Annotated in this window: 22 protein-coding genes and 1 tRNA gene; 10 read left to right on the top strand and 13 right to left on the bottom strand. The window is 72.6% G+C overall.

From position 1 onward, the window contains the following. Nucleotides 1-243: 243 nt before the first annotated feature. Both BKI49_RS06545 and BKI49_RS06540 read right to left on the bottom strand, forming a co-directional pair. Nucleotides 244-759, bottom strand: a complete 516-nt coding sequence (locus tag BKI49_RS06545) for an NUDIX hydrolase (protein ID WP_095933236.1) — start codon at nt 757-759, stop codon at nt 244-246. A gap of 129 nt (nt 760-888) precedes the next feature. Next, nucleotides 889-1,782 carry a DMT family transporter gene (locus BKI49_RS06540; protein WP_095933235.1) on the bottom strand — a complete coding sequence of 298 codons (894 nt, stop codon included), beginning with the start codon at nt 1,780-1,782 and terminating at the stop codon, nt 889-891. A gap of 284 nt (nt 1,783-2,066) precedes the next feature. Between BKI49_RS06540 and BKI49_RS06535 the strand changes: the two genes are divergently transcribed. From BKI49_RS06535 to BKI49_RS06515, 5 genes are all read left to right on the top strand, one after another. Further along, nucleotides 2,067-3,722, top strand: a complete 1,656-nt coding sequence (locus BKI49_RS06535) for an FAD-binding dehydrogenase (protein WP_095933234.1) — start codon at nt 2,067-2,069, stop codon at nt 3,720-3,722. Nucleotides 3,723-3,885: 163 nt separating this feature from the next. Next, nucleotides 3,886-4,836 (top strand): hypothetical protein, encoded by a 951-nt coding sequence (locus BKI49_RS06530; RefSeq protein WP_095933233.1) that lies wholly within the window; start codon nt 3,886-3,888, stop codon nt 4,834-4,836. 62 nt (nt 4,837-4,898) lie between these two features. Further along, the gene (locus BKI49_RS06525; protein WP_095933232.1) at nt 4,899-6,464 is read left to right on the top strand and encodes an APC family permease; all 1,566 of its coding nucleotides are present in this window, start codon (nt 4,899-4,901) and stop codon (nt 6,462-6,464) included. A gap of 114 nt (nt 6,465-6,578) precedes the next feature. Further along, nucleotides 6,579-7,400 (top strand): molybdopterin-dependent oxidoreductase, encoded by an 822-nt coding sequence (locus BKI49_RS06520; RefSeq protein ID WP_095933231.1) that lies wholly within the window; start codon nt 6,579-6,581, stop codon nt 7,398-7,400. Continuing rightward, on the top strand, nt 7,384-8,028 hold the full coding sequence (locus BKI49_RS06515; RefSeq protein WP_095933230.1) for a cytochrome b/b6 domain-containing protein: 645 nt from the start codon (nt 7,384-7,386) through the stop codon (nt 8,026-8,028). Before BKI49_RS06520 ends, BKI49_RS06515 begins: the two co-directional genes overlap by 17 nt. A gap of 18 nt (nt 8,029-8,046) precedes the next feature. On the opposite strand, the gene BKI49_RS06510 is transcribed toward BKI49_RS06515, so the two are convergent. From BKI49_RS06510 to BKI49_RS06495, 4 genes are all read right to left on the bottom strand, one after another. Then, the gene (locus tag BKI49_RS06510) at nt 8,047-9,072 is read right to left on the bottom strand and encodes an L-idonate 5-dehydrogenase (protein ID WP_095933243.1); all 1,026 of its coding nucleotides are present in this window, start codon (nt 9,070-9,072) and stop codon (nt 8,047-8,049) included. A gap of 13 nt (nt 9,073-9,085) precedes the next feature. Further along, entirely contained in the window at nt 9,086-9,844 is a 759-nt protein-coding gene (locus BKI49_RS06505; RefSeq protein ID WP_095933229.1) for an SDR family oxidoreductase, read from the bottom strand. 223 nt (nt 9,845-10,067) lie between these two features. Beyond that, the gene (locus tag BKI49_RS06500) at nt 10,068-11,465 is read right to left on the bottom strand and encodes a GntP family permease (protein WP_095933228.1); all 1,398 of its coding nucleotides are present in this window, start codon (nt 11,463-11,465) and stop codon (nt 10,068-10,070) included. A 208-nt stretch (nt 11,466-11,673) separates the two neighbouring features. After that, the gene (locus BKI49_RS06495) at nt 11,674-12,198 is read right to left on the bottom strand and encodes a gluconokinase (RefSeq protein ID WP_028801654.1); all 525 of its coding nucleotides are present in this window, start codon (nt 12,196-12,198) and stop codon (nt 11,674-11,676) included. A gap of 130 nt (nt 12,199-12,328) precedes the next feature. Here BKI49_RS06495 and BKI49_RS06490 point away from each other — a divergent pair, with 130 nt between their 5' ends. Beyond that, complete coding sequence (locus tag BKI49_RS06490; RefSeq protein ID WP_095933227.1) at nt 12,329-13,030, top strand: FadR/GntR family transcriptional regulator; 702 nt, start codon at nt 12,329-12,331, stop codon at nt 13,028-13,030. Between the two features lie 133 nt (nt 13,031-13,163). On the opposite strand, the gene BKI49_RS06485 is transcribed toward BKI49_RS06490, so the two are convergent. The 4 genes from BKI49_RS06485 to BKI49_RS06470 form a co-directional block, all read right to left on the bottom strand. Continuing rightward, on the bottom strand, nt 13,164-13,538 hold the full coding sequence (locus tag BKI49_RS06485; RefSeq protein ID WP_179332353.1) for a YchJ family protein: 375 nt from the start codon (nt 13,536-13,538) through the stop codon (nt 13,164-13,166). Nucleotides 13,539-13,552: 14 nt separating this feature from the next. Beyond that, nucleotides 13,553-14,932: a M1 family metallopeptidase gene (locus BKI49_RS06480; RefSeq protein WP_095933225.1), complete on the bottom strand. Its 1,380-nt coding sequence runs from the start codon at nt 14,930-14,932 to the stop codon at nt 13,553-13,555. A gap of 77 nt (nt 14,933-15,009) precedes the next feature. After that, complete coding sequence (locus BKI49_RS06475; RefSeq protein WP_095933224.1) at nt 15,010-18,885, bottom strand: Pls/PosA family non-ribosomal peptide synthetase; 3,876 nt, start codon at nt 18,883-18,885, stop codon at nt 15,010-15,012. 328 nt (nt 18,886-19,213) lie between these two features. Beyond that, nucleotides 19,214-19,298, bottom strand: a tRNA-Leu gene (locus BKI49_RS06470). 187 nt (nt 19,299-19,485) lie between these two features. Here BKI49_RS06470 and BKI49_RS06465 point away from each other — a divergent pair. The 3 genes from BKI49_RS06465 to BKI49_RS36130 all read left to right on the top strand — a co-directional run bounded on the left by BKI49_RS06465 (nt 19,486) and on the right by BKI49_RS36130 (nt 22,234). Beyond that, nucleotides 19,486-20,811: a M20/M25/M40 family metallo-hydrolase gene (locus BKI49_RS06465; RefSeq protein WP_095933223.1), complete on the top strand. Its 1,326-nt coding sequence runs from the start codon at nt 19,486-19,488 to the stop codon at nt 20,809-20,811. Between the two features lie 157 nt (nt 20,812-20,968). Then, nucleotides 20,969-21,202, top strand: a complete 234-nt coding sequence (gene chpH / locus BKI49_RS06460) for a chaplin ChpH (RefSeq protein ID WP_095933222.1) — start codon at nt 20,969-20,971, stop codon at nt 21,200-21,202. A gap of 165 nt (nt 21,203-21,367) precedes the next feature. After that, complete coding sequence (locus BKI49_RS36130; protein WP_095933221.1) at nt 21,368-22,234, top strand: chaplin family protein; 867 nt, start codon at nt 21,368-21,370, stop codon at nt 22,232-22,234. Between the two features lie 113 nt (nt 22,235-22,347). On the opposite strand, the gene BKI49_RS06450 is transcribed toward BKI49_RS36130, so the two are convergent. Further along, on the bottom strand, nt 22,348-22,536 hold the full coding sequence (locus BKI49_RS06450) for a DUF5703 family protein (RefSeq protein WP_028801646.1): 189 nt from the start codon (nt 22,534-22,536) through the stop codon (nt 22,348-22,350). A 47-nt stretch (nt 22,537-22,583) separates the two neighbouring features. Between BKI49_RS06450 and BKI49_RS06445 the strand changes: the two genes are divergently transcribed. Then, nucleotides 22,584-23,270: a hypothetical protein gene (locus tag BKI49_RS06445; RefSeq protein WP_095933220.1), complete on the top strand. Its 687-nt coding sequence runs from the start codon at nt 22,584-22,586 to the stop codon at nt 23,268-23,270. Nucleotides 23,271-23,431: 161 nt separating this feature from the next. Here BKI49_RS06445 and BKI49_RS06440 read toward each other — a convergent pair whose 3' ends face one another. Continuing rightward, entirely contained in the window at nt 23,432-25,735 is a 2,304-nt protein-coding gene (locus BKI49_RS06440) for a helix-hairpin-helix domain-containing protein (RefSeq protein ID WP_095933219.1), read from the bottom strand. Then, complete coding sequence (locus BKI49_RS06435) at nt 25,732-26,715, bottom strand: aldo/keto reductase (RefSeq protein ID WP_095933218.1); 984 nt, start codon at nt 26,713-26,715, stop codon at nt 25,732-25,734. Before BKI49_RS06435 ends, BKI49_RS06440 begins: the two co-directional genes overlap by 4 nt. Nucleotides 26,716-26,768: the final 53 nt, after the last annotated feature.

Raw genomic sequence — 26,768 nt, 5'->3', positions numbered from 1 at the left:
CGGCCTGCCCCTCGGTCTGCTGCCCAGCCTCTCCGTCCGAGGCTTCGCCCCGCGGTCCGCTGCCTGGCCCTTCGGTGTGAGGCCTGCCCCTCGGTCTGCTGCCTGGCTCCTCTGTCCGAGGCTTCGCCCTGCGGTCCGCTGCCCGGCCCCTCCGTCCGAGCCCCGGCCACTCCGCCCGAGGCGGTCTGCGGCACGGCCCCTGGCTCCGCGGCCCGGGTCCTCGGTCCCGCCCCGCCCGGTTCCTCAGTCTGCCGCGCGGTGCTCCTTGAGCCGCTCGTAGGCGGCCAGGCCGTCCGGGACCCAGGTCCAGTCCGGCAGACGGCTCTCCAGCTCCTCGTCGGAGAGGAAGTCGTGCCAGGCGACCTCTTCCACCTGCGGGTTCACCGGCAGTTCGCAGCGGACCTCGTACACGGCCGACCACCAGCTCTGCCCGGCACCGTCGTCGTACAGGAACTTGAACAGCGGCACGGGCCGGGGGAGTCCCTGGACGCCGAGCTCCTCCTCCGCCTCGCGCAGCGCGGCGTCGTCGTAGGACTCGCCCGTGCCGACGACCCCGCCGACGAACATGTCGTAGAAGGAGGGGAAGACCAGCTTCGTGGGTGTGCGGCGATGGACGAACACACGGCCCTCGGCGTCCCGCGCCAGGACGAACACGGCCCGGTGGCGCAGCCCGCGCGCGTACGCCTCCCCTCGCCGGGACTGCCCGATGACCTGGTCGTTCTCGTCCACGATGTCGAGGATCTCGTCGGCGGCGCTCATGCGCCCATCCAAGCAGGCCCGGGCGACGCGCGGGCGGTGTGCCGGCCGCCCGCCGCGGAGGTCCCGCGGTCCGCGACGTCCGGACCGGCCCCCGCTCCTACGCGGTCGGCGTCGTCCGGAGCGTGCTCCTCAACGCGGCTGGAGGTCCCGCGACCGCTCCGTCTCCGAGGTGCCGGCGGGCATCGCCGGGTGCAGTCCCAGCAGCACGATGCCCACCACGACGGCGGCGAGGCCCGCGGCCTCCCATGCGAGCGCCCCGGCGTCCATGCGCAGCCGGTCCCCGAGGAAGCCCACCCCGCAGACGATGCCGGCGATCGGCTGGGCCGCGGTGAGCGCGGGCAGCGACATCCGCAGCGGCGCGGTCTCGAAGGCGCTCTGGACCAGGATCAGACCGGTCACGCCGAGCACCAGCACCACGTAGGGCTGCCAGCCGGTGAGCAGTTCGCCCCAGCCGCCCTCACCGAACCGCTGTCCGCTGACCCGGGTCAGCGCGTCCTGGACGCCGTACAGCAGTCCGGCGGCGAGGGCGAGCAGCACCGGAGCCGCGCTCAGCCGGGACCGCTTGGCGTACGTGGTGAGGAGCAGGGCTAGGCCGATCATGATCCCGATGATCAGCCAGTGGCGCAGCGGATCGGTGACGGCGTCGCCGCCCTCCGGCTGCCCGGCCACGATGAACGCGGTGACCCCGCCCGCGAGCAGCGCGAGCCCGGCCCATCCCTGCCGTCCCAGCGGCTGTTTCGTCTGGTGACGGGAGAGGGCGAGCGCGAAGAGGAGGTTCGTCGCGAGAAGCGGTTCCACGAGGGAGAGCTCGCCCTTGCCCAGGGCGATCGCACCGAGGACCAGGCCGCAGACCATGAGCCCTATGCCGCCGAGCCAGCGCGGGACGCGGATCAGGTCGAGCAGCAGCCGGGGGGAGAGGAAGTCGCTGAGCGGCGCGTGCGAGGCCGCGTTCTGCTGGAGCACGAAGCCGAAGCCGAGACAGCAGGCCGCGCTCACGGCAAGGATCAGAACGAGAACCGACACGCTGAGTACCTCTTGACGTCAGGCGGGCCACGGTTGCGTTCCCGCCGACTGTAGTGCCATGGGCCGGGGCCTGCCCCCGGGAGTACCCGGAATCAGGCAGTTGACTCGGTCACTCTTCTTGCCGAAGGATCGACCGACCAGTAACAAGCTGTGGTCGACGGCGACGTCAACCTCCACCAATGTCTCATCAACCAACGACGAATCCGGTCGGTTCGTGACAAACGTCATGAATCCCCCCATGACGACACCGATCCGACCAGTCGGAATGCCGAGAGGACGGGCCCATGGCCTACGACGCAGATGTGATCGTGATCGGAGCGGGCCTCGCCGGGCTCGCGGCGACCGCGGAGCTCGTCGACGCAGGCCGCAGGGTGATCCTCCTCGACCAGGAGCCCGAGCAGTCGATCGGTGGGCAGGCGCACTGGTCGTTCGGCGGACTGTTCTTCGTCGACTCGCCCGAGCAGCGCCGCATGCGGATCAAGGACAGCCACGCGCTCGCCCTCCAGGACTGGATGGGCACGGCCGCCTTCGACCGGCCCGAGGACCACTGGCCCCGGCAATGGGCCGAGGCCTACGTCGACTTCGCGGCCGGCGAGAAGCGGTCCTGGCTGCACCGGCAGGGCGTGCGGTTCTTCCCCGTGGTGGGCTGGGCCGAGCGCGGCGGCTACGACGCCAACGGGCACGGCAACTCGGTACCCCGCTTCCACATCACCTGGGGGACCGGGCCCGGCCTCGTCGCGCCCTTCGAGCGGCGGGTGCGGGCGGGTGCCGCCCGCGGGCTGGTGCAGCTGAAGTTCCGCCACCGCGTCACGGGCCTGTCCCGCAGCGGGGGCTCCGTGGACACCGTCACCGGCGAGATCCTGGAACCGTCCGGTATCGAACGCGGTCAGGCCAGCAGCCGCAAGGTCACCGGCGCCTTCGAGTTCAAGGCCCAGGCGGTGATCGTCACGTCGGGAGGCATCGGCGGCAATCACGACCTCGTTCGGGCCAACTGGCCGGAGCGGCTGGGCAGCCCGCCCGAGCGGATGATCGCCGGCGTGCCCGCGCACGTGGACGGCAGGATGCTGGGGATCGCCGAGGAAGCCGGTGCCCGCCTCATCAACCGCGACCGGATGTGGCACTACACCGAGGGCATCCAGAACTGGAACCCGATCTGGGAGAACCACGGCATCCGCATCCTCCCGGGCCCGTCCTCCCTCTGGCTCGACGCGCGCGGCAACCGCTTGCCGGTGCCGCTCTTCCCCGGCTTCGACACGCTGGGCACGCTCGAACACATCATGCGGACCGGGTACGACCACACGTGGTTCGTGCTCGACCAGCGGATCATCGGCAAGGAGTTCGCGCTCTCCGGCTCGGAGCAGAACCCGGACCTGACCGGCAAGTCGGTCAAGGACGTGATCGGCCGGGCGCGCGCCGACGTGCCGGGCCCGGTCAAGGCCTTCATGGACCACGGGGCGGACTTCGTCGTGGAGAAGGACCTCGGGGCACTGGTGCGCGGGATGAACGCGCTCACCAAGGAACCGCTCATCGACGAGGCCGCGCTGCGCCACGAGATCGTCGCCCGCGACCGCGAGATCGCCAACCCGTTCACCAAGGACCTCCAGGTCACGGCGATCCACGGTGCCCGCAGGTTCCTGGGCGACCGACTGATCCGCACGGCCGCGCCGCACCGCATCCTCGACCCCAAGGCGGGCCCGCTGATCGCCGTCCGGCTCAACATCCTCACCCGCAAGACGCTCGGAGGCCTGGAGACGGACCTCTCCTCGCGCGTACTCACGGAGGGCGGCGATCCGCTGGAGGGCGTGTACGCCGCGGGTGAGGCCGCCGGGTTCGGCGGCGGCGGGGTCCACGGCTACCGGTCGCTGGAAGGCACGTTCCTCGGCGGCTGCCTGTTCTCCGGACGTACCGCGGGCCGGGCGGCGGCCAAGGCGGTCGGCTGACCGGAAAGCGGAGTGCCGGCGGCGGGCCGCGGGGGCAACCCCGCGGCCCGCAAGGGGAGTTGACACGTGTAGCGGACCGGCCGCCCTTGACGTGAAGCCTTGGCTGCCGGTTGGCTGTGCGTGATCGGCTCCCGACGAACCGCGCCTGTGAGGACGACCCGCGGTGTCACCACCCCCGCCTCCCCTCGGCCGCGGTCGCAAGCGCGCGGCCCATGCCTTCGACCCCGCGCTCGACGACGCCGAACTCGCCACGGCACGCACCGCGTTGAACCAGGGCCGCTGGACCGCCGTGCGCGCACTGCTCACCGCGACCGGCGACGACTGGGACCGCCGCGGCCATCGCGTCACCGTGCTGGCGCAGGCGCCCGCCGCGCTCGCCTGGGTCCGCGACTGGCAGCTCGCGGAACCCGAGTCCGCCGACGCCGCCGTACTCTTCGGCTGTGCCACCGTCCAGCGCGCGCTGGACGGCAAGGTGCGGCCGGAGCGCGCCCGCGAGGCCTGTCACGCCGCCGCGGCGCTCGCGCCCGCCGACCCCACGCCGTGGCTCGGCCTGCTCGTCCTGGAGCGGACCCTCGGCACCGAGGACGAGGTGGTGCGGCTCTTCGACGAGGTCCGCCACCGCTACGCCGACCACCATCACGCCCACCATCTGATGGTGGCCCGGCTCGCCGAGCGCCGCGCCGCCGCGGGCCAGGACCCGCTGCACGAGGTCTACGACTTCGCCAACTGGGCCGCCGAGCAGGCCCCCGCCGACTCGCCCCTCGCCGTGCTGCCGGTCGTCGCGCACGCCGAGCGCTACCGCGTGCTCGCCGGCGCCGGCAGCGAACCCGCCGACCCGGTCGCCTCCGGGCACTGGATCGGACGCCGGGCCCGGCAGGTGATGAAGGCAGCCTTCGACTGGTGGCTGGAGTGGGAGCACGAGGACCACCCGCGCCGCCTGGTCGACCTGAACTTCCTCGCCCACGCCAAGTTCTGCGAGGGGCGCGGCGCCGAGGCCGCCGCCCTGTTCCACCGCATCGGCGAGCACGCCACCGAGGCGCCGTGGTCGTACCCCGACCGCGACCCCCACCGAGCCTTCCGTGCCGCACGCGACAGCGCGCTCGGCACGGTCTGAACAGCACCTCCGCGAGCACCCGCGACCCCCGGAAAACCGCACACCCGAAAGGACCACCCGCGATGACGACGGGCAGTTCGAGCACATCGAGTACGTCGAGCACGGGCAGACCGGACGCCGACGGCGCCGGCATCAGCACGTTCAAGGGACAGGACCGCGCGCTGCGCGCCGACCGGCTGGGCACGGGGGGACTGCTGCTCTCCGTCCTCGCCGCCACCGCGCCGCTCATGGTGGTCGCGGGTGTCATGCCCACCACATTCGCGGTGATGGGCATCGTCGGGCAGCCGCTGCTCTTCGTCATCCTCGGCGTGGTCCTCGTGCTCTTCAGCGTGGGATACGCCGAGATGAGCCGGCACGTCCACAACGCGGGCGCCTTCTACGCGTACATCTCGCGCGGCCTCGGCGGCACCGCGGGCGCGGCGGCGGCCCTCGTCGCCCTCGTCGCCTACAACGCCCTCCAGGTCGGCATCTACGGCATCTTCGGCTTCGAGGTCTCCGGACTCTTCTCCACCTACCTCGACCTCGAGGTCGCCTGGTGGATCCCCGCCCTGGTGGCCGTGCTGCTCGTCGGCGCGCTCGGCTGGCTGAAGATCGATGTCAACGCGCGCGTGCTGGGCGTCCTGCTCGTCATCGAGGTGGCCCTCGTCGTCATCTTCGACGTCGCCGCGGTCGCCGACCCGGCGAAGGAAGGGCTGTCGCTGCACGCCTTCAACCCGGACACGCTCACCGGCGCCGGCGTCGGCACCGCGCTGTGCTTCTGCATCGCGGCCTTCCTCGGCTTCGAACAGGCCCCCGTGTACGCGGAGGAGACCAGCCGTCCGCACATCCTGGTGCCGCGCGTGATGTTCCTCGCCGTCGGCGGCGTCGCCGTGTTCTTCGCGCTCAGCTGCTGGGCGCTCACCGTGGCCACCGGCCCCTCGGGCATCGTCGGAGCCTCCCAGAAGCAGAGCGCGGGCCTGCTCTTCTTCCTCACCGAGTCACGGCTCGGCGGCACCTTCACCGACGTGCTGCACATCCTGTTCGTGACCGGCATGTTCGCCGCCATGCTCAGCTTCCACAACGTCGTCGCGCGGTACGCCTTCGCCATGGGCCGCGAGGGCCTGCTGCCCGCGGCCTTCGGACGCACCACCGGATCGAGCGGCGCCCCCGGTTCCGGCTCGCTGCTGCAGACCGCGGTGTCCCTGGTGTTCGTGATCGCCTTCGCGGTCGCCGACGACAAGCCCACCGGTGATCCGACCGCGCCCGTGCTGCACCTGTTCACCTGGGGCGGCAACATCGGCGCGCTCGGCGTCATCGTGCTGATGGCGATCGCCTCGCTCTCCGTCATCGTCTTCTTCGCCCGGCGCGGTGCCGCGGGCGCCCAGGCCTGGCGCCTGGTCACCTCGGCGCTCGCGGGCATCGCCCTGCTCGTCATCGCGGTCTACACGGTCAAGGACTTCGACGTCCTCGTCGGCGCGGGCCCGGACTCCTCGCTGAGCTGGCTGCTGCCGTCGATCATCGGGGCCGCCCTGGTGATCGGTGTAGTCCAGGGGCTCGTGCTGCGCGCCCGCAAGCCCGAGGCGCACGCCCGTATCGGTCTCGGCAACGAGGCGTTCCAGCTGGACAAGGCGGCCGACTCCGCGTCCTGACCCCGCCCCGCCGGACCGGGTCCTCCCGGACGGCTCGTGGGAAAAGATGACGGAACTCTGACGGGCACCCGCCACCGCTGGCTTTTTGGGGGTCGCGGGTGCTCGAATCAGTGTGTGAAGCCAGAACCATCCGAGGAGCCGGGCCCGGACCGCGACGCGAGGCCGGACCCCGAACGGCCCGGGGAACCGGACCCCGAACGGCCGGGGGAACCGGACCCCGAACGGCCCGAGGAGCGCGGCGCGCCGATCGGCCGCCGGGTCCTGCTCGGCACCCTCGGACTCGGCGCGCTGGGCGTGCTCGCCGCGTCCCCGCTCCAGCGCGCCCTCGAATCCTTCCTCGCCGGGGCTTCCGAGAAGGACCCCACGGGCCTCACCGGCCTGCTGCCCAACGGCGGCGGCTTCCGCTACTACTCGGTGGCGTCGTCCGTCCCGCACAAGACCGCCGCCGACTACCGCCTCACCGTGGACGGCCTGGTCGACCGCCCGAGGAGCTACACGCTCGCGGACCTGCGTGCCCTGCCCCAGACCCGTCTGGTGCACGACGTCCAGTGCGTCACCGGCTGGCGGGTGCCGGGCACCCCCTTCGAGGGCGTGCGCCTGTCCCACCTCCTGGACGCCGCCGGGGTGCGCTCCTCCGCCGGGGCGATCCGCTTCAAGTGCTTCGACGGGACGTACACGGAGAGCCTCACGCTGAAGCAGGCCCGCCGCTCCGACGTGCTGGTGGCGTTGCGGATGCAGGACAAGCCCCTCGGCCACGACCACGGCGGCCCGGTCCGGCTCTACGTCGCCCCGATGTACTTCTACAAGTCCGCCAAGTGGCTCTCCGGCATCACCGTCACCGAGGACGTCCGTCCCGGGTACTGGGAGGAACGGGGCTACGACGTCGACGCCTGGGTCGGCCGTTCGAACGGACGCGACGATGAACCCACGAGTTGACGACACCCCCGCCCGGCCGGCGGACGTCGGGTCCTCCGCACGCGTACGGCGCTTCAGCCGTGCGGAGCGCTGGGTGCACCGGACGACGGCCGCGCTCATGGGCACGTGCGTGGTGACCGCGGCGTTCCTGTACATCCCCGAGTTCGCCGCGCTCGTCGGGCGCCGCGAACTGGTGGTGAGGATCCACGAGTGGGCGGGACTGCTGCTGCCCGTGCCGGTCCTGGCGGGACTCGCCTCCCGCGCCTTCCGCGCCGACCTGGGTTTCCTGAACCGCTTCGGGCCGCACGACCGGGTCTGGCTGCGGGCGGCCCTGCGACGCGACAAGCGCCGTCGGTCGCGTCCCGCCGGCAAGTTCAACGCGGGGCAGAAGGTCTACGCCGCCTGGATCGCCGGCGCCACGCTCGTGATGCTGGGCACCGGACTGCTGATGTGGTTCACCCATCTCACCCCGCTGATCTGGCGCACCTCGGCCACCTTCGTGCACGACTGGCTGGCCCTGACGATCGGCATCGTCCTCGCCGGACACATCGGGATGGCGCTGGGCGACCCGGAGGCCCGCCGCGGGCTGCGCACCGGATCGGTGAGCCGCCTGTGGGCGGACCGGGAACACCCGCTGTGGCGCCCCTGAGCGACCGGGTCCCGGCGCTCAGGGAGCGAAGTCCAGCAGCACCTTGCAGGACCGGCCGCGGTCGGCGGCGAGGGCGAACGCCGACTCGGCGTCCCGCACCGGCACCACGGCGCTGACCAGTTCGTCGAAGGCGGGCTCCGCCGCGAGCAGCGCCAGGGCCTCGTCGAACTCCGCGCCGAAGCGGAACGCGCCCCGCAGCTCGATCTCCCGGCTCACCAGCAGATTCCCCGCGAACGGGCTCCGGCCGGGCGGCAGCATGCCGAGCTGCACGACGACCGCGCCGCGCCGCACCAGGCGCAGACAGGTGTCCAGGCCCGCGGCGACCCCCGACGCCTCGACGGCGACGTCGACCTCGGCGGGCCACGCGGGGTCGTCGGGATCGTCGGCCCGTACGACCGCGTCCGCTCCGGCCGCGACGGCGTACGAGAGCGCCCGGGGCAGCAGGTCCGTGACGGTGATGCGCGCGGCGCCCGCGGCCCGGGCCGCGGCCACCACGAGACAGCCGATGGGTCCGGCTCCCGTCACCAGCACATGCCGGCCCGCCACGTCCCCGGCCCGCCGCACCGCGTGCAGTGCGACGGAGAGCGGTTCGGCGAGGGCGGCCCGCCGCAGGTCCAGCCCCGCGGGCAGGGCCCGCAGCTGTCCGGCCGGCACCACGAACCGCGCGGCGAATCCGCCCTGGACGTGCGGGGTGCGTGCCGCGCTGCCGAGGTACCGGGTGTCGCGGCACACGTTCGGGCGGCCGTCGAGGCACTCGGGGCAGGCGCCGCAGGGGGTCGCCGGGTGCACCGCGACGGGCGTGCCCGGCGCGGGTCCGCGGGCCCCGGCACCGTAGGAGACCACGGTGCCGACCACCTCGTGGCCCAGCACCATCGGCTCCCGGAGCCGGAAGTCCCCGACCCCGCCGTGCCGCCAGTAGTGCAGGTCGGAACCGCACACCCCGCCGTACCGGACGGCGACCAGCGCCTGTCCGGGGCCGGGGGAGGGCACCGGGAGCTCGTCGACCCGCAGGTCGCCCTGTCCGTGGATCACACAGCCGAGCATCGTCACGTCCCTCTCAGAGCACGCTCGTCATACCGCCGTCGACGTACAGCACCTGCCCGCCGACGAAGTCCGCGGCGGGGGAGGCGAGGAAGAGCAGCCCGCCGACCAGGTCGTCGGTACGGCCCCACCGCCCGGCCGGGGTGCGCCGTCGCACCCAGGAGCTGAACTCCTCGTCGTCCACGAGCGGCCGGGTGAGCTCGGTCTCGATGTAGCCGGGACCGAGCCCGTTGACCTGCACCCCGTGCGGTCCCCAGTCGGCGCACATGCCCTTGGTGAGCATCTTCAGCGCGCCCTTGGTGGCCGCGTACGGCGCGATGCCCGGGCGGACGACCTCGCTCTGCAGCGAACAGATGTTGATGATCTTTCCGTGACCGCGCGCGGTCATCCCGCGGGCCGCCTCGCGGCCCACGAGGAACGCACTCGTCAGGTTGGTGTCCAGGACGCGGTGCCAGTCCGCGTCCGTGAACTCCAGGAGCGGGGCGCGCAGTTGCATGCCCGCGTTGTTGACGAGTATGTCCAGCGGGCCCACCCGCTCCTCGACGTCCGCGATGCCCGCGGCCACCGAGGGCCCGTCGGTGACGTCGAACACCGCGGTGCGGACGTCGCCGGGCAGTTCCGCGGCGGCCTTGTCGAGCCGTCGCGCGTCCCGCCCGTTGAGGACCACGGTGCAGCCCGCCTCCAGCAGTCCGCGGGCGAGCGCGAGCCCGATGCCGCGGCTGGAGCCGGTGACCAGCGCCGTGCGGCCGCTGATGTCGAAGAGAGGGTGAGCCATTGCCGTACTCCTTGGCTTCCGGCACTCCTGTGGTGCCTACCGGATCACGAGGGACAGGGCTAGGGGGTTTCGTTTGGGTCAGGTCGGATCAGTCCGCGGCGTCCGGTGCGGTGCATCGCAAGGCGGAGGATCACCTGCGTACTGGGCGTACTCGGGTGGTCCGACAACGCGGCGAGGTGCCGTGCCGGGCGTCGCGGACCCGGGCTGATCCAAACGAAACCCCCTAGATCACCAGGGACAGCAGCAGGACGAGTCCGCCGGCCACCACCGAGATGATCGTCTCCATCACCGACCAGGTCTTCACGGTCTGCCCGACGCTCAGACCGAAGTACTCCTTGACCAGCCAGAACCCGGCGTCGTTGACGTGGCTGAAGAAGAGCGAGCCCGCGCCGATCGCCAGCACCAGGAGGGAGGCGTGGGTGGTCGACATGTCGGCCGCGAGCGGGGCGACGAGTCCGGCCGCCGAGATGGTGGCGACGGTCGCCGAACCGGTCGCGAGCCGGATCGCGACCGCGATCAGCCAGGCCAGCAGCAGCGCGGGGATCGACCAGTCCTTGGAGATGTCCAGGATCATCTGGCCCACACCGGAGTCGATCAGCGTCTGCTTGAAGCCGCCGCCCGCACCCACGATGAGCAGGATGCCGGCGATCGGGGCGAGGGACTTCTCGACGGTCGTCGACAGTCGTTCCTTGGTGAACCCGGCGGCCCGGCCAAGCGTGAACATACCGACGATGACGGCCGCGAGGAGGGCGATCAGCGGCGAGCCTATGACGTCGAACACGCGCTGGACCATGTGCGTGGGGTCGTCCACGACGATGTCGACCAGGGCTTTGGCCAGCATCAGCACGACCGGCAGCAGCATCGTGGCGAGGGTGGCGCCGAAGCCGGGGCGCTTCTCCAGGTCCTCGGAGGCACGCTGCGGGATCATGCGGTCGGGGGCCGGAACGTCCACCCAGCGGGCCGCGTAGCGGGAGAAGACCGGACCGGCGATGATCACCGTGGGGATGGCGACCAGGACGCCGAGCGCGAGGGTGACGCCGAGGTTCGCCTTGACGGCGTCGATCGCGACGAGCGGGCCGGGGTGCGGAGGGATCAGGCCGTGCATCACGGACAGGCCGGCGAGCGCCGGGATGCCGATGCGCATCAGGGAGTAGTTGCCGCGCTTGGCGACCATCAGCACGACCGGGATCAGCAGGACGATGCCGACCTCGAAGAACAGCGGCAGGCCGATGACGGAGGCGATGAGCACCATCGCCCACGGCATGGCGCGGCCGCCCGCCTTGGCGAGGATCGTGTCGACGATCTGGTCGGCGCCCCCGGAGTCGGCGAGCAGCTTGCCGAGGATCGCGCCGAGCGCGATCAGGACACCCACACCGGCGACGGTCGAGCCGAGCCCGGTGGTGAAACTGACGATCACTTTGTCGAGCGGGGCCCCGGCGACGGCACCGAGGGCGAGCGAGCCGATGGTCAGGGCCAGGAACGCGTGCAGCTTGAACCGGGTGATGAGCAGCACGATGACGGCGATGCCCGCCAGTACGGCGATGCCCAGTTGAGCGTGGCCCGCCGAGGTGATCGGCTCGACGGCGTCCGCTGCCAGCATCTCGACGCTGAGTCTGGTCACGGTGGATCCCTTGCTTGAGTGAGGTACGCGGGAAGGGGGACAGAGTGGGGAGGGAGACGGGGGATGAGGGACGGGGGAACGGGCTTCGTGGGCAACGGCGCCTGACCGGCCGTGCCGGTGGCCACGTCATGTCCGTGGCTGCGCCGTGCCGGTGGCGACGCCGTGCGGGGCGGGGTCGCCGCACCGACGGAGTCGCCTCCGCGCTCGACTACGCGGGAAGGTCGAGATCCCGCAGCGCGGCCACGGCCCGCTCGGTGATCTCTTCGGGGCCGCCGGACACGTCCACGCCGACGCCCGCCTCGTCCGCCTCCAGCGGCTGGAGGGTGGCGAACTGCGAGTCCAGGAGCGCCGTCGGCATGAAGTGGCCCTGGCGGTGCGACATCCGGTCCTCGATGAGCTTGCGGTCACCGGTGAGGTGGACGAAGACGACTCCGGGGGCGGCCGCCCGCAGCCGGTCCCGGTAACTGCGCTTGAGCGCCGAGCTGCTGACCACCCCGCCGAGCCCGGCCCGGTCGTGCGCCCAGCGGCCGATGGCGTCCAGCCAGGGCCACCGGTCCTCGTCGGTCAGCGGCGTTCCCGCCGACATCTTGGCGATGTTGGCCTCGGGGTGGAAGTCGTCACCCTCGGCGTACGGAACGCCGAGCCGGGCGGCGATCAGGGGACCGATCGTGGTCTTCCCGGTGCCTGCCACGCCCATGACCACGACCACGTGGGGGGTACGCGTCTGCTGCATCGTGCTCTCGCTGTCTTCGTCGACATCTGATGTCGACGACACTGAAACCTATTAGGTACGACGAATTCAAGAGTGTGTGACGTATAAGTCTGACTTTTTGTTCGGGGCCCCTGCCTCGTACGCTGACCTCATGACCACACGGGGCCGGGGGCTGCACGGACATGTACTGGAGACCCTCGGGCCGGCCATCACGGCGGGCGAGTATCCGCCGGGGAGCGTGCTGCGCACCGACGAGCTGGCGCAGCGCTTCGAGGTGTCACGCTCCGTGATGCGCGAGGCGGTCCGGGTGCTCGAATCCATGCACCTCGTCGAGTCCCGCCGCCGCGTCGGCGTCACCGTCCGCCCCAAGGCCGAGTGGAACGTCTACGACCCCGAGGTCATCCGCTGGCGGCTGGCCGGTGCCGACCGCCCGCACCAGCTGCGTTCCCTCACCGTGCTGCGCTCCGCCGTCGAACCCGTCGCCGCCGGCCTGGCCGCCCGGCACGCGACGGCCGAGCAGTGCGCCGAACTCACCGAGTGCGCCCTGGGCATGGTCGCCACCTCACGCGGCCATCAACTGGAGGCGTATCTCGTCCACGACATCGCCTTCCACCGGGTGATCCTCTGCGCGTCGGGCAACGAGATGTTCGCACGCCTCGGCGACGTCGTCGCGGAGGTCCTGGCGGGTCGCACGCACCACGAGGTCATGTTCGAGGACCCGGACCCGGCCGCCGTCACCCTGCACGTCCAGGTCGCCGAGGCCGTCCGGGAGGGCGACGCGGCCCGCGCCGAGCAGCTCACCCGCGAGATCACGGTCGGCGCGCTCCAGGAGCTGGACATCCTGGCACCGTGACCCCGGTGCGGCGGCACGGGCGCTGTCACCGTGCCTCCGCGGCGGCAGCAGGGGCGCCGCGCAGGCGCCGCCGTGACCCTCGTCGGTGCGGCACGGGCGCCGCACCGCCACCACCCCGACTCTGCCCCGCCGCCTACTCCTGGAAGTCCCCGTCCACGTACACCCACGCGCCGTCGACCCGCTCGAACCGGCTCCGCTCGTGCAGCGAACCGCCCCGGTAGGAAGCCCGGAAGGTGACGGTTCCGGTGCCGTGGAACGCCGAACCCTGCTCCGTGGCGAGGACCTCCAGACCGGTCCAGCGCATCCCGGGATCGAACTCCACCCGAGGCGGCCGCGTCCGCGGATGCCAGGTCCGCAGCAGATACCCCTCGTCCTCCTTCACGAAGGCGCAGTACCGCGACCGCATGAGCGCCTCGGCGGTCGGTGCCGCGGCCTCACCGCGGTGGAACCGCCCGCAGCACTTCGCATACGGCTCGGGAAGCCCGCAAGGGCAGGAACGACTCGTCATGGCTGCCATTCTGCCTACGCCGAGTCCGCCTTCCCCGGCGGGTAGGCGGGCCGCGCCGGAACCGCCGCGCCGGGCACCGGCAGCGGCGGAAGCGCCCTCTCGTGCAGCCACGCCGTGAACAACTCGTCGAGCGGCTCGGCCGTGTAGCGCGAGACGTGCGAGGTGAACGTCGTCGTCGTGACCGCCCCTCCCCGGTGCACGGCGGCCCAGCGGCGCAGCATCCGGAAGAACGCGTCGTCCCCCAGGGCCTGCCGGACCGCGTGCAGCGCCAGACCGCCGCGCTCGTAGAGCCGGTCGTCGAACATCAGCTTGCGGCCCGGGTTCGCGAGGACCAGGTCCTGGGGCTGCGCGGACAGCTTCCGGTGCGCGGCGGCGGCCAGTTGGTGCGCCGTACGGCCGCCCGAGCGCTCCGACCAGAGCCACTCCGCGTACTTCGCGAAACCCTCGTTCAGCCAGATGTGCCGCCAGTCCGCGATGGACACGCTGTTGCCGAACCACTGGTGCGCCAGCTCGTGCGCCACCAGCCGCTCCGAACCCCGCGCCCCGTCCACGTGGTTGGCGCCGAACATCGACAGACCCTGCGCCTCGACGGGGACGTCCAGTTCCTCGTCCGTCACGACGACCGCGTACTCACCGAACGGATACGGCCCGAAGAGCTCCTCGAACAGCTCCATCATCGCGGGCTGCCGCGCGAAGTCCCGGGAGAACTCGGCGAGCAGGTGCGCGGGCAGATGGCCGGACTGCGGCACGCCGCCCAGGCCCGGGTCACCCAGCAGCACCGTCTGGTACTTGCCGACCGACAGCCCGACCAGATAGCTGGAGGTCGGCGCCGACTGCTCGTACACCCAGGTCGTCGTCGACGCCCTCGTCGTCCGCGTGAGCAGCCGCCCGCCCGCCACCACCGAGTACGCGGACGGCGTCGTCACCGAGATCTGGTACGAGGCCTTGTCGGCCGGCCGGTCGTTGCACGGGTACCACGACGGCGCGCCGACCGGCTGGCTCGCCACCAGCGCCCCGTCCTCCAGCTCCTCCCAGCCGAGACCGCCCCAGGGACTGCTGACCGGCTTGGGATTGCCCGACCAGTGGACCTCCACGGTGAACGCGGCCCCCGCCCGGACCGGCTTCGGCGGCCGGATCCGCAGCCGGCCGCCGCGGTGCGTGTAGTGCGGCGCCTTGCCGTCCACCCGGACCCGGCCGATCCGGAAGTCGGCCAGGTTCAGCTGGAATTCGGCGAGCGGGGCACGGCCGGCTATGGCGTTGATCCGCGCGGTGCCGGAGAGCCGGTTCGGGCCGGGGCGGTAGTCCAGCGTGAGCTCGTACCGGTGCGCCCGGTAGCGGGGATCACCGTTGGCCGGGAAGTACGGGTCCGAATCCGGTGTCTGCTGAACGCTCACTGCTGCGTCTGCTCCCTGCCCTGTGCTCGTACGACGTGCCGCTGTACCGCCCTTCGTCTCCGATCCGGTCACGTCCGCTAGGAACGCCATGCCTCGATCGGGTTGCCCAGCCAGCGGGTTTCGTCGGGAACGGACTCCGCCGCCATCACCAGCGACGCCGGACCCAGGGTGGAGCGAGCCCCGATGGTGCTGCCGGGAAGGACGATTCCGCCCGGGCCCAGGGTGGCGCCCTCACGGAGGACAACAGTATCCGTCCGCAAGATCCGGTCGTGGAAGAGGTGCGTCTGCAGGACACAGCCCCGATTGACCGTGCACGCGTCCCCGAGCGACACCAGATCCGTCTCCGGCAGCCAGTAGCTCTCCACCCAGGCGCCCCTGCCGATCCGGGCACCGAGCCCGCGCAGCCACGCCGTCATCAGCGGCGTACCCGGCACCGACCCGGCCAGCCACGGCACCGCCACCACCTCGACGAACGTGTCCGCCAGCTCGTTGCGCCACACGAAGCCGCTCCACAACGGATGCTCACCGCTCCGGTGCCGGCCCACCAGCAGCCACTTCGCCACGATCGACACCAGGCAGGCGACACCGCCCGCGCCCAGCAGCACCAGCCCGCCGAGCAACGGCGCCCAGGCACACAGCGCGCACAACGCCGCGACCGTCAGCACGACCAGCGCCGCGGAGCAGAGCACCGGCACGATCCGGCACAGCTCCACCAGACCCCGCGCCCACAGCAGCCGCGCGGGCGGGTCGTACGTACGGCTCTGGTCGCCGTCCTGCGCCGCGCGCGGCAGCTTCACCGGCGGCAGCCCCAGATACGAACTGCCCTTCTTCGCCTTCTTCGGCGTCGCGGACAGCACCCCGACCAGGCCGCCGTCGGGCACGCTGCGGCCCGGCGCCGTCATCCCGGAGTTCCCGAGGAACGCCCGGCGCCCGATCTCGGCCCGCCCGATCCGCATCCAGCCACCGCCCAGCTCGTACGGAGCGGTCAGCGTGTCGTCCGCGAGGAAGGCGCCCTCACCGACCGTGGTCAGACTCGGCAGCGCCAGCACCGTGGACACCTCGGCGCCCCGCCCGATCCGCATGCCGAGCAGCCGCAGCCACACCGGCGTGATCAGCCCCGCGTACAGCGGGAACAGCGTCTCCCGGGAGCGGTCCATCAGCTGCGTGACCGTCCACGCCTGCCAGCCGACCCGGCTGTGCGTCGGGTGCGTGCCCTCCCGCAGCCCCAGGCTGAGCAGCCGTACGAGGACCAGCAGCAGCAGCGCGTACGCGAGACCGAAGGCGAGGGCCGACGGGACCAGGGCGAGCGCCGCCCCGCGCAGCGCGCCGCCCAGCCCGGCGTCCGCGCTCACGAACACCCGGGCCACCAGCAGCGCGGCCACACCCGCCAGCACCGGCAGCCCGCTCAGCGCGAACCCCGTCGCCCCGTACATCGCACGCCAGGCCGTGCCGCGCTGCGGACGCTCCTTGGGCCAGGCCCGCTTCGCCTTGCCGAGCTTGACCGCGGGCGCCCCGGCCCAGCGCTGCCCGGTCGGGATCTGGCCGGCCACCGCCGAACCCGGCGCCACCTCGGCACGCTTGCCGACCCGCGCGCCCGGGAACAGCATGCTCCGCGTCCCGACGACCGCACCGGCGCCCACCTTCACCGCACCGATCTCCAGCCGGTCACCGTCCAGCCAGTGCCCCGACAGATCCACTTCGGACTCCACGGCGGCCCCCCGGCCCAGCTTGAGCATGCCGGTGACCGGAGGCAGCGAGTGCAGATCCACGTCCCTGCCGACCTTGGCGCCCAGGGCGCGGGCGTACCGCTCCAGCCACGAGCCGGTGAGCGAGGTCGCGCCGCTGAACTCGGCGAGCCGCTCGGCCGTCCACAGCCGCAGATGGACGCTCCCGCCCCGCGGGTACCGGCCCGGCCCGACCCCGCGCAGCAGCAGCCGCGCCCCGCCCGCCGCGATCGCGAGCCGGCCCGGCGGACTGAAGAAGACGACCGCCCCCGCCGCGACCAGCCACCACGAGGTGCCCGGCGCCCACGGATACGGCCCGAACCAGTGCAGCACGTTCCCGACCGCGGCCAGCGCCACGGTCCAGCGCAGCCCGAGGACGGTGAACAGCGGAACCAGCAGCAGGAGCTGCGTCACCTTCGCCCGCAGTGGGACCGGGGCCACGAAGCGCGCGGCGCCGTCCTCCTGCGCGGACTTCTCCAGACGCCGGGCGAGCTTGCGCAGCACGGGCTGCGCGTAGATGTCGAGCACCGCGGCGCTCGGGTAGCGGGTGCGCAGCCTCGTCGTCAGCTGCGCGGCGGCCAGGCTGCCGCCGCCGATCGCGAAGAAGTCGTCGGAGCCACTGCTCACGGGTATCCCGAGCACCTCGCTCCACTGCTCCGCGAGCCAGGCCTCGGTGCCGTAGAGCTCCTCCCCCGCACCGCCGGTCTCCAGGCCTTCCAGCGGCCAGGGGAGCGCCGCCCGGTCGACCTTGCCCGAGGTGCGGGTCGGCAGGTCCGCCACCGGCGCGAGCAGCGGTACCAGCGCGGCGGGCAGCTCGGCCCGCAGCTTCTCCACGGCGGCCGCGTGGTCCCAGCCGTCCTGGGTGACGACATAGCCGACCAGCAGCTGATTGCCGCCGCGCGCGCTGCGCACGGCCGCGGCCGCGCCGGCCACACCGGGCAGCGACTGCAGCGCCGCGTCCACCTCGCCGAGCTCGATCCGGCGCCCGCCGAGCTTGATCTGCTCGTCGGCCCGGCCGAGGAAGACCAGCCCTTCGGGCTCGGCCCTGACCAGGTCACCGCTGCGGTACGCCCGCTCCCAGCCGAGCGCGTCCAGCGGCGCGTACTTCTCGGCGTCCTTCTCCGCGTCCAGGTACCGGGCCAGCCCGACGCCGCCGATGACCAGCTGCCCGCTGCCGCCCATCGGCACGAGCTCCCCGTCCTCGTCGACGACGGCCAGCTCCCAGCCGTTCAGCGGAAGCCCGATCCGCACCGGCTCCTCCCCGCTCATGAGCGAGGCACAGGCCACCACGGTCGCCTCCGTCGGCCCGTACGTGTTCCAGACCTCCCGGCCCTCCGTCACGAGCCGCTGCGCGAGTTCGGGCGGGCAGGCCTCACCGCCGAAGATCAGGAGCCGGACCTCGTTGAGGGTCTCCGGTTCCCAGAGGGCGGCCAGCGTGGGCACGGTCGAGACGACCGTGATGTCCTGCTCCACCAGCCAGGGGCCGAGGTCGACGCCGCTGCGGACCTGCGCGCGCGGCACCGGCACCAGACAGGCGCCGTACCGCCAGGCCAGCCACATCTCCTCGCATGAGGCGTCGAAGGCGACGGACAGGCCCGCCATCACCCGGTCGCCCGGGCCGATCGGGTCCTCGGTGAGGAACAGCGCGGCCTCGGCGTCCACGAACGCGGCGGCACTGCGGTGCGAGACGGCGACACCCTTGGGCTTCCCGGTGGAGCCGGAGGTGAAGATGATCCAGGCGTCGTGCTCGACCCCGGGCCGGGCGGCGCGGGCGCCCGAGGCGCCGGTGACGGTCAGCTCGTGCCCGGCTTCCACGACCGCGCACACCTCCGCCTCGCCGAAGACCAGCTCGGCCCGCTCGTCCGGGTCCTCGGCGTCCACCGGCACGTACGCGGCACCGGCGGCGAGCACGGCGAGGACGGCTATGTACAGATCGTTGGTGCCGGAGGGGACCCGCACACCGACCCGGTCGCCGAGCCCGACCCCGGCCGCGGCGAGCCGCCCGCGCAGGGCCTCGACCTCGACGGCCAGGGCGCGGTAGGTCAGCGAGCGTCGGCCGTCGTCGAGCGCGGGCTCGTCGGGGTGGGCCCGTACGGAGGCGTCGAGGACGTCGACGAGCGTGCGCGGCGAGGCGGCGGAGGAGGCGGAGAAGCGAGCCTGGTCACCGAACTCCGCACGCACCTCGTCGTCCGACAACGCGAGCACGGGGTCTTGCTGGAGGGCTGCCATCGGGTCCTCACGTGTTGTTTCCCGGAGAGTCCGGGGCGCTGGTGGGCCCGCAGGTATGCCTGGGGATATTCCGGTCCAGCTCCAAACAAGCGTGGAATTTTAGTACGACGCTAGCCGCGGACCTGGGCGTCAGCCATGCGAGGAGGCCTTCCGGGGGTCTCGGAACCGCCGCTTCCGAGGCTCTGACATGGAGGTACGTCACCGTGACGAGATCTGCCCCACATCTGTCCGTAACCCGTCGGACACGGGGAGCGAGGGGTGAGCCGACGGCACCGGCACGACGAGCGAGGGCCGCGACCTGATGGTCGCGGCCCTCGCTCTTTCTGTGTGTCCGAGGGGGGACTTGAACCCCCACGCCCGATAAAGGGCACTAGCACCTCAAGCTAGCGCGTCTGCCATTCCGCCACCCGGACAAGGTGTCTGTCGTGCGGGGTTTCCCTCGCGGCGACAGAGGAAACATTACCAGGCTTTCGAGGGCCCCCGATCACCCCCCGTCGTCGCGTGAACGGCGTGTGACGGGCCGGGTCCTGCCTTGGGGCCCGGGAGCGGTCGGGGAGAGGATGAGGGAGACCACCAGCAGTGACAGTGGGAGGAAGCAGCGTGAGCGAGTCGAACACGGCCAGGAGCGTCGCCGGCCAGGACGAGGTCGTCGACCTCTGCCGCGAGCTGATCCAGATCGACACCAGCAACTACGGCGACCACTCGGGTCCGGGCGAGCGCAAGGCCGCCGAGTACGTGGCCGAGAAGCTCGCCGAGGTGGGGCTCGAACCGCAGATCTTCGAGTCGCACAAGGGTCGCGCCTCCACGGTGGCCCGTATCGAGGGCGAGGACCCCTCGCGGCCCGCGCTGCTCATCCACGGCCACACCGACGTCGTACCGGCCAACGCCACGGACTGGACCCACCACCCCTTCTCGGGCGAGATCGCCGACGGGATGGTGTGGGGCCGCGGCGCGGTCGACATGAAGGACATGGACGCCATGACGCTGGCCGTCGTGCGCGACCGGCTGCGCACCGGGCGCAAGCCGCCCCGTGACATCGTCCTCGCCTTCCTCGCGGACGAGGAGGCGGGCGGCACGTGGGGCGCGCGGCACCTGGTGGACAACCACCCGGACCTCTTCGAGGGCGTCACGGAGGCGATCGGCGAGGTCGGCGGATTCTCCTTCACGGTCAACGAGAAGCTACGGCTCTACCTCGTCGAGACCGCCCAGAAGGGCATGCACTGGATGAAGCTGACGGTGGACGGCACCGCCGGTCACGGTTCGATGATCCACAGGGACAACGCGATCACCGAGCTGTCCGAGGCCGTCGGGCGGCTCGGCCGCCACCGGTTCCCGGTCCGCGTCACCAAGACGCTGCGGCACTTCCTGGACGAGCTCGGCGACGCCCTCGGCACCGAGCTCGACCCCGAGAACATGGACGAGACGCTCGCCAAGCTCGGCGGCATCGCCAAGCTCATCGGCGCCTCCCTCCAGAACACCGCCAATCCGACCCAGCTGGGCGCCGGATACAAGGTCAACGTGATTCCCGGACAAGCCACCGCGCATGTGGACGGCCGTTATCTGCCGGGGTACGAGGAGGAATTCCTCGCCGACCTGGACCGCATTCTCGGCCCGCGGGTGAAGCGCGAGGACGTGCACGCGGACAAGGCGCTGGAGACCAGTTTCGACGGTGCCCTCGTCGACGCCATGCAGACCGCGCTGTCCGCGGAGGACCCGATCGCGCGCGCCGTGCCCTACATGCTGTCGGCCGGCACCGACGCCAAGTCCTTCGCCGACCTCGGCATCCGCTGCTTCGGCTTCGCCCCGCTGAAACTGCCGCCGGAGCTGGACTTCGCGGGCATGTTCCACGGCGTCGACGAGCGGGTCCCGGTGGATGCCCTGCAGTTCGGTGTGCGCGTGCTCGACCGCTTCATCGATGCGTCCTGAATTGCTCAGGTAAAACGAAACTCCTGTAATCGACCGCCCGTGCGGGCCCCACTGAGAAGAGTGAATCCGACGATAAGCTCGTAGCTCCATTACTCCCTCCTCGTTACACGTGATGCGAACCGAAGCTGGGATCGCATGTGCCAACAATGGAGGAATAATGATCAAGAAGGTCGTCGCTGCTGCGGCTGCCACTGGTGGTCTGGTTCTCGCGGGTGCGGGCCTGGCCGTCGCCGACTCGGGTGCCCAGGGTGCTGCCGTGCACTCTCCGGGCGTCGTGTCCGGCAACGTGATTCAGGTGCCCGTTCACATCCCGGTGAACGTCTGCGGCAACACGGTCTCCGTGATCGGGCTGCTGAACCCCGCCTTCGGAAACGGTTGCGTCAACAAGTGACGTCGTGCCTCACCCCATGAGGGTCACTTCGTGAGGGTCTGAGCCCGTCGGCCCCGGAGTCCGCACCACGCGCTCCGGGGCCGACCGGCTTTCCGCGCACGCGTCGGGTGGGTGTGTGCGCGTTCAGGACGGTCCAAGCCAACGGCTAAGGCAGGGATTACAGCTATGCGACAGGTCACCCGCAAGGGCCTGATGACCGTGGCGGCGGCGAGCGGCGTACTCGCCGTCACGGGCGGCTACGCACACGCCGACTCGGGTGCGAACGGCTCCACCGCGAACTCGCCCGGCGTGCTGTCGGGCAACACGGTGCAGGTGCCGGTGCACGCGCCGGTGAACGTCTGCGGCAACACCGTGAACGTCGGCGGGGTGCTCAACCCGGCAGTGGGCAACACATGCGTCAACCGTGGCGGCAACGGCGCACACGGGGGCGGGTACGGAGACGGGAACCCGCACTCCGGCGGCTCCCGCGCCGACGGTCACGCCACCGGCTCGCCGGGCGTCGGCTCCGGCAACCACGTCCAGGTACCGGTCGACGCTCCCGTGAACGTCTGCGGGAACAGCGTGAACGTCGTCGGCGTGGGCAACGCGGCGGCGGGCAACGACTGCGTCGGCGGGGCCGGCGGCGGACACTCCACGACCCCGCCCGGCGGCGGACACGGGACGCCGCCTCCGGGCACCCCCGGGCAGCCGGGGCACCCCGGAAACCCGGGTACACCGGGACACCCGGGTACACCGGGACACCCGGGCACGCCCGGAAATCCCGGCACACCGGGGAACCCGGGCACGCCCGGAAACCCCGGGACGCCGGGTCAGCCGGGGAACCCAGGTACCCCGCCCGGCTCCGGAGGACATCACCCCGGCGGTTCCTCGCACGTCGATCAGCCGGGTGCGCAGTCCGTCACCCAGCCCCGCGGCGCCGGGATGCTCGCCCACACCGGCGGTGAGCTGCCGCTCGGCGTGGTCGTACCCGCGGGCGCCGGCGCGCTGCTGGCCGGTGCGGTGCTCTACCGCCGGGCGCGATCGGCGGCGTAGTCCGGAGCCGACCGGTGCAGGTGTGACCACGACGCCGCACACTTCCCCGGTGGCGTCGAGAACGGAGCGGGCCCCGCCAGTGGCGGGGCCCGCTCCGTTTCAGCCGCCCGTCGTCACCATGTGGCGCGCACCTGGCGGATGATCCGCCGGCGCAGCCGCACCTTGCGGCTGCCGTCGCGCAGCAGGCTCAGGCGGTCCAACTCCCAGTGTCCGTACTCGGCATGGTCCGTCAGCAGACGTGTCGTCTCCTTGCGGGAGACCCCGCGAGGTACGTACACGTCGACAAATTCGTATTCCGGCATCGCATCTATTGTGCGGGCTGGGGCCCGGTACGGATAGCGTCTGCACTATGTCTGATGCTGCGCAGCCCACCGCTGCCGAGGTACGCGCCGCCGCCGAGGCGGTCAAGACCGCGCTCGACCGCCACCTGGCCGCGGTCGAGCGCAGGACGGGTGAGGACGACCCGGCCGTCTACGAGGCGTTCAACGAGCTGGCCGCCGCGGCCGAGGAGTACGACGAGCTGCTCTACGACCGCTACGACGAGGTCACCCCCTTCGAGATCCCCGGTACCGACGACACGCTGCCGCCGTACACGGGCCCCGAGGAGCCGAACGCGCTGAGCGTGCTGATCCGCCGGGACTATGCGGTGGTGGAGCCGCAGCGGTTGCTGGCGCAGGCCCAGCGGGTGGAGGCCGTGGAGGAGGACGGAGCCACCGCGGACGCCGGCTTCGACGCGGCGTCCGGCACCGTCCACGGGGCCCTCGGGATCCTGTTCGGCGAGTTCGAACCGGACGAGATCGCGTCCCGGCACAAGGAGTTCGGCCTGGAAGAAGGCGACTCCACGCTCTGGGTGACCGCCGCGGACGAGCCCTCGGAGCCCGGCGAGTGGCTGGAGGCCCCCTTCGAGTCGACCGACCCGCAGCGGGTCGTCTGCCGTTTCGACGTCAGCGCGGTCTTCGACGAGGAGGCGGACGACGATCTGGAGGACGGCCTCGGCCCCCACGGGGACCTGGAGCCGCTGGACGCGGATCGCTGAGCCGGGCGCGGCACGGGAAAGCGGATCGCTGAGCCGAGCGCGGCACGGGAAGCACGACAGTGGCGGCCACCGGAGCCGGTGGCCGCCACTGTCGTGTGCGGAGAGCGCGCGCGGGGCCGGAGCCCGCTGTGGCGCCCGCCCGCGGTGCCTCCCGGGCGCCGTCAGCCGGCCGTCGGGACCTGTGCCTTGAGCAGGGCCGGCAGCCGCGTGGTGCGCGGCTTCTGGGGGACCTCGGCCACCGCGCGCGGCAGGGCCTGCTCCACCCCGTGGACCACGGACAGATGACGCCCGGCCCGGCCGAAGGCGGTGTACACCCAGGGCCTGGTCAGGGACTGCGCCGCGTCACCGGGCAGCACCACGACCGCGGCGGGCCAGGTCGTGCCCACCGCCTGGTGCGCCGTGAGCGCCCAGCCGTGCCGCACGGACTGCTCCACCCGCTCCTTCGGTACGACGACCGGGACACCGGCGCACTCCAGGTGCAGTCCCTCGGCGTCGGCCTTCACCACGTGCCCGGGCACCGAACGGCCAGGTGCGGGGGAGTAGGCGATCCGGTCGCCGGGGTCGAAGCCGCCGAAACGGCCGGGGCCCGGGTTCAGCCGCTCCTTGAGCGCGGCGTTCAGCGCGCGTGTGCCGACGGCGCCGCCGTGTCCCGGCGTGATCACCTGCGTCTGCTCGGCCGGGATGCCGATGGCCCGCGGCACCGAGTCCGCGACCAGCTGCACGGTTCGGTGCACCGCTTCGCCCGCGTCGCGCACCGGGACGATCACGACCTCCTTGCCCGGCGCCTCCACCTGGAGAAGCTCACCGACGCCGACGCCGGAGACCAGCTCGCCGATGGGCCCGGGGTCCGGTGTGCGCGAGGCGACCGCCGGACAGACGTGAGCGGCGACGAGATCCGCGAAGACCCGGCCGGGTCCCGCCGACCACAGCACGCCCGGGTCCCCGCTCAGCACGAGCCGTGCCCCGTCCGGCAGTGACTCTGCGAGCACGGCCGCCGTCTCGACGTCCAGCTGCGGCGCGTCCATGACGACGAGGAGGTCGAGGTCCAGGGCGCCGTCCGCGTCCCGGCCCGGGCCCTCGGCGCCGGACAGGAGCCCCGCGACGGTGGTGACGTGGAGGTCCTCCGCCCCCTCGGGTCCGTCCCGGAGGCCGTCCTCGGCCGCCCGGGACGCGAGGCGCCGGCGGCCGTCCGGGGAGTGCGTGGCGGCCCAGCCGCGCAGGCCGAGACTCCGCACCGCGTGCAGCAGCGCCGCGACCTCGGCCCCGGAGGCGTCGCCGCCGGTGTGGAGTACCAGGCCGTGGCCCGCGACCGCGCGGATCAGCTCCGCCGCGGAGCGTGGCGCCGACGTGGCGGCGTGCTCCCAGTCGGCGGCGGGACCGTCGTCCTTGGGCAGGGAGTTCATCACCCGGGCGAGGCCGTCGGAGAGGCTCTCCTCGGCCAGCGCGTACCGCTCCAGGCCGATGAGGACGCGGACCGGGCGTTCCTCGGGCTCCTCGGTGTCTTCGCGGGCGGGGGTCGCCGTGTCGAGGGCGTCCTGGAACACCAGGGCCTCGCCCTCCGCGAGGGTGCTCTGCACGGCCGCGTCCGGGTCCGGCACCGAGCGCTGGGTGAGCGCCGCGGCCAGGGCCGGGGCGTCGAGGGCGGTGTGCCCGGCGAGGGCCGCCTGCTCCAGGAGCCACACGGTCAGGGCCCGGCCGCGCCGCTCGTCCTCGGGGCCGCACTCGTCGCCGAGCAGCGCGCGGGCGAACCCGTCGGCCTGCTCGGGCCGCACCCCGGCGACCCGGAGCAGCTGCCACGGGTCCTCGCGCAGCTGCCGTTCGGCGTCTTCGCCCAGGGCGGCGGCGACCTGCGGTGCGAGCGTGTCGGGCGCACCAGCGGTGGCCAGTACGGCACGCACGGCCGCGACGGCCTCCGGTGCGGCGGCCGCCGGGGCGGTGGCCGATGCGGTCACGGGCTGGGGCCGCCGCTCCGGCTCAGGCACGACGACCCTGCGCGGCGCGGGCTCCGGATCGTGGAACGCGCCGGCCACGGGCTTCTCGCCGCTCTCCACGGCCCGGACCGCGGCGAGCAGGTCCGCGGCCTTCCCGCTGAGCTTGCCCCCGGCCTCGACCGGTCCCTGCTTCTCGGCCTTCCGCCGCTCGATCCGCTCCCGCTCCACGCGCTGGGCCGCCAGCTCGGCCTCGGCCTCGGACGGCTGCGGCGCGTCCCCGGAGGCCGAGGAGCCCTCGGCATCGCTCTGGGCGTCCGCGGAGCTCTCGTCGTCCCCGTCCGCGGCGGTCTCGGTGTCGTGGTCCCCGTGTCCTGCGGCGTCGCCGTCCGCCGCCCCGTCCTCGGAGGGAGCGTCCGTCTCCTGCCCGGTGGCCCCGGCACCGGCGTCGTCGCCGGCCTGCGGGGTGTCGGCGGCCGTGTCCGCGCCCGGCGTCCCCGGCCCGGTGTCCTCCGTGGTCTCGGGCTCCGTGCTCACAGCGTGCTCCAGTCGTGATCGGGATAGTGGTGCACCGGTGCCGACACGTCGTCGAGCGCCCGGCAGATCTCGTCAGGAAGACTAAGGGTCTCCACTGACAACGCGGCCGTGAGCTGCTGCGCGTTGCGTGCGCCGACGATGGGCGCGGCGACGCCGGGCCGGTCGCGGACCCAGGCGAGGGCGACCTGGAGCGGGGTCACCGCGAGGCCGTCCGCCGCGGTGGTCACCGCGTCGACGATGCTGCTCGCGGTGTCGTCCAGGTAGGGAGCGACGAACGGGGCGAGGTGCTCTGAGCCGCCCCGGGAGTCCGACGGCGTCCCGCCCCGGTACTTGCCGGTGAGCACACCCCGGCCGAGCGGCGAGGAGGGCAGCAGGCCGAGGCCCAGGTCGAGGGCGGCGGGCAGCACCTCGCGCTCGACGCCCCGCTGGAGGAGGGAGTACTCCATCTGCGTGCTGGCCAGCCGGGTGCGCGCGCCCGGCGCCGCGAGCTGCCAGGTCGCCGCCTTGGCGAGCTGCCAGCCGCAGAAGTTGGACACGCCCGCGTAGCGAGCGCGGCCGCTGCTGACCGCCATGTCGAGGGCCTGGAGGGTCTCTTCGAGGGGAGTGTCGGGGTCGTACGCGTGGACGTGCCACAGGTCCACGTAGTCCGTGCCCAGGCGCGCGAGGGACGCGTCGAGGGCGGACAGCAGATGGCCGCGCGACCCGTCGAAGCGGCGGTACGGGTCGGGTACGCTCCCCGCCTTCGTCGAGATGACCAGGTCCCGGCGCGGCACGAGTCCTTCTATGAGGCGCCCGAGGAGATACTCCGCCTCCCCGTCGCCGTACACGTCCGCGGTGTCGACGAGGGTCCCGCCCGCTTCCCAGAACGCCTTCAAGAGGTCCGCGGCGTCATGCTCGTCGGTGTCCCGGCCCCACGTCAGGGTGCCGAGTCCGATCCGGGACACACGCAGGCCGGTACGGCCGAGATGCCTCTGCTCCATGGACGCCGAGATTACTGTCCGGAACTCACGGCGTGGGGGCCCTGTGGACAACC

The sequence above is a fragment of the Streptomyces sp. Tue6028 genome, assembly GCF_002300165.1.
In the GTDB taxonomy this organism is placed as follows: Bacteria; Actinomycetota; Actinomycetes; order Streptomycetales; family Streptomycetaceae; genus Streptomyces; species Streptomyces siamensis.
The sequence above is the reverse complement of the archived record's forward strand: the minus strand, read 5'-3'. Positions and strand labels throughout refer to the sequence as shown.

Bases quoted from the DNA above. Each gene is read 5' to 3' on its own strand.
- BKI49_RS06545 (WP_095933236.1), bottom strand. From the start codon at position 759: ATGAGCGCCGCCGACGAGATCCTCGACATCGTGGACGAGAACGACCAG.
- BKI49_RS06535 (WP_095933234.1), top strand. From the start codon at position 2,067: ATGGCCTACGACGCAGATGTGATCGTGATCGGAGCGGGCCTCGCCGGG.
- BKI49_RS06525 (WP_095933232.1), top strand. From the start codon at position 4,899: ATGACGACGGGCAGTTCGAGCACATCGAGTACGTCGAGCACGGGCAGA.
- BKI49_RS06515 (WP_095933230.1), top strand. From the start codon at position 7,384: ATGAACCCACGAGTTGACGACACCCCCGCCCGGCCGGCGGACGTCGGG.
- BKI49_RS06510 (WP_095933243.1), bottom strand. From the start codon at position 9,072: ATGCTCGGCTGTGTGATCCACGGACAGGGCGACCTGCGGGTCGACGAG.
- BKI49_RS06505 (WP_095933229.1), bottom strand. From the start codon at position 9,844: ATGGCTCACCCTCTCTTCGACATCAGCGGCCGCACGGCGCTGGTCACC.
- BKI49_RS06495 (WP_028801654.1), bottom strand. From the start codon at position 12,198: ATGCAGCAGACGCGTACCCCCCACGTGGTCGTGGTCATGGGCGTGGCA.
- BKI49_RS06490 (WP_095933227.1), top strand. From the start codon at position 12,329: ATGACCACACGGGGCCGGGGGCTGCACGGACATGTACTGGAGACCCTC.
- BKI49_RS06485 (WP_179332353.1), bottom strand. From the start codon at position 13,538: ATGACGAGTCGTTCCTGCCCTTGCGGGCTTCCCGAGCCGTATGCGAAG.
- BKI49_RS06475 (WP_095933224.1), bottom strand. From the start codon at position 18,885: ATGGCAGCCCTCCAGCAAGACCCCGTGCTCGCGTTGTCGGACGACGAG.
- chpH (WP_095933222.1), top strand. From the start codon at position 20,969: ATGATCAAGAAGGTCGTCGCTGCTGCGGCTGCCACTGGTGGTCTGGTT.
- BKI49_RS36130 (WP_095933221.1), top strand. From the start codon at position 21,368: ATGCGACAGGTCACCCGCAAGGGCCTGATGACCGTGGCGGCGGCGAGC.
- BKI49_RS06450 (WP_028801646.1), bottom strand. From the start codon at position 22,536: ATGCCGGAATACGAATTTGTCGACGTGTACGTACCTCGCGGGGTCTCC.
- BKI49_RS06445 (WP_095933220.1), top strand. From the start codon at position 22,584: ATGTCTGATGCTGCGCAGCCCACCGCTGCCGAGGTACGCGCCGCCGCC.
- BKI49_RS06435 (WP_095933218.1), bottom strand. From the start codon at position 26,715: ATGGAGCAGAGGCATCTCGGCCGTACCGGCCTGCGTGTGTCCCGGATC.